4 protein-coding genes and 1 pseudogene are annotated in these 4,215 nt (G+C 79.1%); 3 read left to right on the top strand and 2 right to left on the bottom strand.

The features are described from left to right. Window positions 1-149: 149 nt before the first annotated feature. A complete protein-coding gene (locus PYV61_RS21670; protein ID WP_275835575.1) occupies window positions 150-1,310 on the top strand; it encodes a hypothetical protein in 1,161 nt (386 codons plus the stop codon). Window positions 1,311-1,328: 18 nt separating this feature from the next. Then, on the top strand, window positions 1,329-1,868 hold the full coding sequence (locus PYV61_RS21665) for a GNAT family N-acetyltransferase (protein WP_275835573.1): 540 nt from the start codon (window positions 1,329-1,331) through the stop codon (window positions 1,866-1,868). On the opposite strand, the gene PYV61_RS21660 is transcribed toward PYV61_RS21665, so the two are convergent. Continuing rightward, complete coding sequence (locus tag PYV61_RS21660; protein ID WP_275835571.1) at window positions 1,852-2,292, bottom strand: DMT family transporter; 441 nt, start codon at window positions 2,290-2,292, stop codon at window positions 1,852-1,854. The two genes, PYV61_RS21665 and PYV61_RS21660, sit on opposite strands and share 17 nt — an antisense overlap. A gap of 8 nt (window positions 2,293-2,300) precedes the next feature. Between PYV61_RS21660 and PYV61_RS26660 the strand changes: the two are divergent. Next, window positions 2,301-3,116: pseudogene (locus PYV61_RS26660) on the top strand (phosphatase PAP2 family protein); the annotation flags it as partial. 53 nt (window positions 3,117-3,169) lie between these two features. Here the strand turns inward: PYV61_RS26660 and PYV61_RS21650 are convergent. Then, window positions 3,170-4,215, bottom strand: a 1,046-nt coding sequence (locus PYV61_RS21650; protein ID WP_275835569.1) for an ATP-binding protein, incomplete at its 5' end; no start/stop codon positions are given.

The raw sequence follows: 4,215 nt of genomic DNA, 5'->3' as shown, positions 1-4,215 counted from the left end.
AGCGCGACCTCGGCGCGGGGCGCGACGCGCAGGGCGCGCTCGGCGCGCGCACGCAGCACGCGCTGCAGCAGCTGGAGCGCGCGGGGCGCCCGTGACGCGCGCGGCGCTGCGCGGGTTGCGCTGGATGTCTCCCGCCTGAGAGGAACCGCATGACGTCCCGCACGCTCGCCCGCGACGCCGCCGCCGCGCTCCCGCTGGCGCTCGCCGCCTGCGACGACGGCGCGCCGCTGCCGCCCGAGTCCACGCCCGTCGCCGCGCAGGGCAACACGCCGCCCGCGACGGCCCCCGCGCGTCCCGACAGCGCCGCGCGCCCCGACAGCACCCGCCCCGACACGACGCGCCCCGCCGGCGCGGTCGCGGGGATCCGCATCCTCCCGCGCGCCTTCGTGCTCGCCCCCGGCCGCGTGGTGCGCGTCGACGTCCAGCCGGTGGACGCGCAGGGCGTGCCGTCGCTGGCGCTGCTCGCCGGGCCGACCACGCTGCGCGTCGACGACGCGCGCGTCGCGACGGTGGACAGCGGCCGCGCGCTGACGGGCGTCGCCGCCGGCACGACGTGGCTGCACGCCGCCAGCGGCGCGTGGCGCGACTCGGTCGCCGTCTCGGTCGTCGTCCCCGCGCCGCTCCCCGCCGCCACGCGCCTCGACCTCCCCGACGGCACGCTGAACGTCGTCGCCGGCCGCGGCCTGTGGGTCGGCGCGCGCTACGTCGACGCGCAGGGGCGCCCGGCGAAGGGGCCCGACGCCCGCGCGCAGTGGCGCACCTCCGACGCCGCCGTGCTGCGCGTCGCCGACACGTCGCGCGCCGGCGACTCGATCGCCGTCGCCGTGGTCACCGGCGTCGCCGCCGGCACCGCGACGCTCTACGTCGAGGCGGGCGCGCTGCGCGACTCGATGACGGTGACCGTCGCCGCCGCGCCCGCGCCCGGGCAGGCGCCCGACACGACGCGCACGCCGCCCCCCGCGCCGGTCGCGCGCTTCGCGCTGACCGCCGTCGTCACCATGCCCGCGGCGGGCGCCGTCGGCGACTCGGCGCGCACCACCGCGGCGGCCGGCGCGCGCGTGAGCGCGTACCGCATCACGCGCGACTCGTCGGGCGCCTCGCGCGACACGACCGGCACGCAGACGCTCGCGGCCAGCGGCGTCGCCGACGCGCGGGGGCTGGTGACGCTGCCCGACCTCCCGTCCGGCACCTACCGCATCCTCGCCGAGCCGCCCGAGGGGAACACGACGCTCCTCGGCGCCGGGACGTTCCTCGCCCCCCCGGTGACCGCCGAGACGCGCGTCCTCCTGCACCTCGCCCGGAAGCCGTAGGGCGGGTATCGTCCGCGCATGCCCGGCGACCGCACGCCGCGGGTGCGCGACGCCCGCCCCGAGGACCGAGACGCCGTGCGCGCGCTGACGCTGCGCGCGTACGGCGAGTACGCCGCCGTGATGCCCGCGGAGGCGTTCGCGCCGCTCGACGCGGCGGTGCGCGCCGCGCTCGACACCGACGAGCCGGCCGAGCGGATCGTCGCCGAGTGCGACGGCGCGGTGGTGGGGAGCGTGATGCTGTTCGCGCCGGCGAGCGACGCCTACGGCGGGCTCGCCGGCGCCCCCGCGTGGCCCGAGCTGCGGCTGCTCGCGGTCTCCCCCGAGGCGCGCGGCACGGGCGTCGGGGAGGCGCTGGTCGCCGAGTGCGTGCGCCGCGCCCGCGCCGCCGGCGCCGCCGAGCTGGGGCTGCACACGTCGCGCAGCATGCGCGCGGCGGTCCGCCTCTACACGCGCCTGGGCTTCGTGCGCGCCCCCGCGCACGACTTCCAGCCGCCGGGGGCCGAGCTGGTCGAGGGCTACCGCCTCCCGCTCGGCCGCCCGCTCACTTCCGCAGGGTGAGCAGCGCGCCGGCCAGCACGAGCGCGACGCCGGCCGCGCGCCCGAGCTCCAGCGGGCGCCGCGCGAAGCCGAGCAGCCCGAAGTGGTCGAGCACGAGCGACATGGCGAGCTGCCCCGCGACCACGAGGATGGTCAGCGTCGCGGCGCCGAGCCGCGGCGCCAGCACCGTCACCGTCGCGACGTAGACCGCGCCGAGCGCGCCCCCCGTCCACGCGTACCACGGCACGCGCGCCAGCGCCGCCGCGTCGGGGAGCGCCGGCCGCTGCGCGAGCACGAGCAGCGCGAGCGACAGGGTGCCGACGAGGAACGACACGAGCGCCGCCAACCCCGGGTCGCCGAGCGCGACGCGGAGCTGCGTGTTGACGCCGGCCTGCAGCGCGAGGAGGGCGCCGACGAGGAGGGTGAGGGGGATGAGGGCGAGCATCGGCGCAGGTGAGGTGTTCGCGGGGAGGGCGTGGTCAGGTACGGCGTGGTCAGGTAGGGCGTGCTCAGATACGGCGTGCTCAGATACGGCGTGGTCAGAACGGGCGTTCTCGGGTGGGGCGTGAGTGGACTGTGCGGGGCGGCCCTGTGGCATCAAGTCACGTCGCATCAGACCACGCCCCACCCGAGAACGCCGCATCAGAGAACGCCCTACCTGACCACGCCGTACCGGACCACGCCGTACCAGTCCTTCTGGCCCATTCCGTGCCCCCGGCAGCCGCCGTGCCGCATCCCGCCCGCGACCCCCGACACCCCGCGCTGCTCGCCGGCGCGCTCGCCGCCTACGCCGCCGTGGCGGTCGCCCGCGAGCGCGGGGGCGGCCCGCTGGAGCTCGACCGGCGCGTGCAGTGGTGGGTGCGCCTGCGCCCGCCCGGGCCGTTCGCCGACGTCTGCGCGGCGCTCACCGGGCAGCGGGCGACGCTGCTGGCGGGGACGGTGGCGGGGGCGCTGGTGGCGGCGCGGCGCGACGGGCGCTCGGCGCTCCCGGTGCTGGCGGCGGTGCCCGCGGCCAACGCGCTGCACGCGATCTTCAAGTACGGGCGCCAACAGCGGCGGCCGATGCGCGCGCGGCTCACCGGCAAGCGCACGCCGACCTTCCCCAGCGGGCACGCGACGCGCGGGATGGCGCTGGCCGGGCTGCTCGGCCACCTCGCGCACCGCGACGGGCGCGCGCCGGCCGCGGTGCTCGCCGCCGCGGGGATGGTCGCGGTCGTCGGCGCTGCGCAGCGCGTGCGCGTCGAGCGCCACTGGGCGAGCGACGTCCTCGGCGGGTGGGCGCTCGGCGGCGCCGTCGCCGCGGCCTGCGCCTGGTGGTACGACTACGCGCGCGACTCCGACCGCGGCTCCGCGCGCGGCAGCGACAGCGTGAAGGTCGACCCGGCGCCCGGCGCGCTCTCGACCGCCAGCTCGCCGCCCATGCCGCGCGCCAGGTCGCGCGCGATGGCGAGGCCGAGCCCGAGCCCCCCGGCGCGGCGCGTCAGCGACTGATCGACCTGCACGAAGCGGTCGAACACCGAGTCCAGCCGGTCGGCGGGGATCCCGACGCCGGTGTCGCGCACCGCCACGCACACCGTCTCCCCCTCCTCGCGCACGGCGACCGAGATCCCGCCGCGCTCGGTGAACTTGAGCGCGTTGGTGAGGAGGTTGAGCAGCACCTGCTGCAGCCGCCCCGGGTCCGCGCGCAGCGCGAGCCCCGGCGGCCCCGGGTCCACGGCGAGCGCCAGCGCCTTCGCCTCCAGCTGCGGGCGCAGCGCCTCGGCGACCGCCTCCACCGCCTCGGCGGCCGGCACGTCGCGCAGCGCGAACGTCAGCTGCCCGTGCTCGATGCGCGCCAGCTCCAGCAGGTCGTCGACGAGCGCGCCCATGAGGTGCGCGCTGCGCCCGATGCGCCCCAGCGCCTCGCGCTGCCGCTCGCTCACCGGCCCGTGCACCCCCATCTCCAGCAGCTGCGCGTGGCCGACGATCGCGTTCACCGGGCTGCGCAGCTCGTGCGACAGCACGTTCACGAAGTCGGACTTGGCGCGGCTCGCCGCCTCGGCCGCCGCGCGCGCGTCGTCGGCCTCGCGCCGCGCGTCGCGCTCGACGTCGAGCAGGCGCGCGCGCTCCAGCGCGAACGCGCAGTGGCGCGCGAAGGCGAGCAGGAAGGCGCGCTCGCCGGCGGCCAGCAGGTGCGGCGCGTCCCACCCGAGCGCCACCACGCCGAGCACGCGGCCGTCGAGCAGCAGCGGGATCGCGACGGCGCCGACCCCCGCCTCGTCGTCCTCGCCGGCGAACCACGGGCGCCCGGCGCGCGCGGCGGCGCCGGCGGCGTCGGCCAGCGCCTCGCCGCCCCCGCGCGCGTCGCGCCGGTCACCTCGCCGAGGTG

It is taken from the genome of Roseisolibacter sp. H3M3-2, assembly GCF_029211165.1.
In the GTDB taxonomy this organism is placed as follows: domain Bacteria; phylum Gemmatimonadota; class Gemmatimonadetes; order Gemmatimonadales; family Gemmatimonadaceae; genus Roseisolibacter.
This window is presented reverse-complemented; position numbering and strand designations above follow the sequence as displayed.

Excerpts from the sequence above, each read along its gene's own strand:
- PYV61_RS21670 (WP_275835575.1), top strand. The coding sequence starts at position 150 with ATGACGTCCCGCACGCTCGCCCGCGACGCCGCCGCCGCGCTCCCGCTG.
- PYV61_RS21660 (WP_275835571.1), bottom strand. The coding sequence starts at position 2,292 with ATGCTCGCCCTCATCCCCCTCACCCTCCTCGTCGGCGCCCTCCTCGCG.
- PYV61_RS21665 (WP_275835573.1), top strand. The coding sequence starts at position 1,329 with ATGCCCGGCGACCGCACGCCGCGGGTGCGCGACGCCCGCCCCGAGGAC.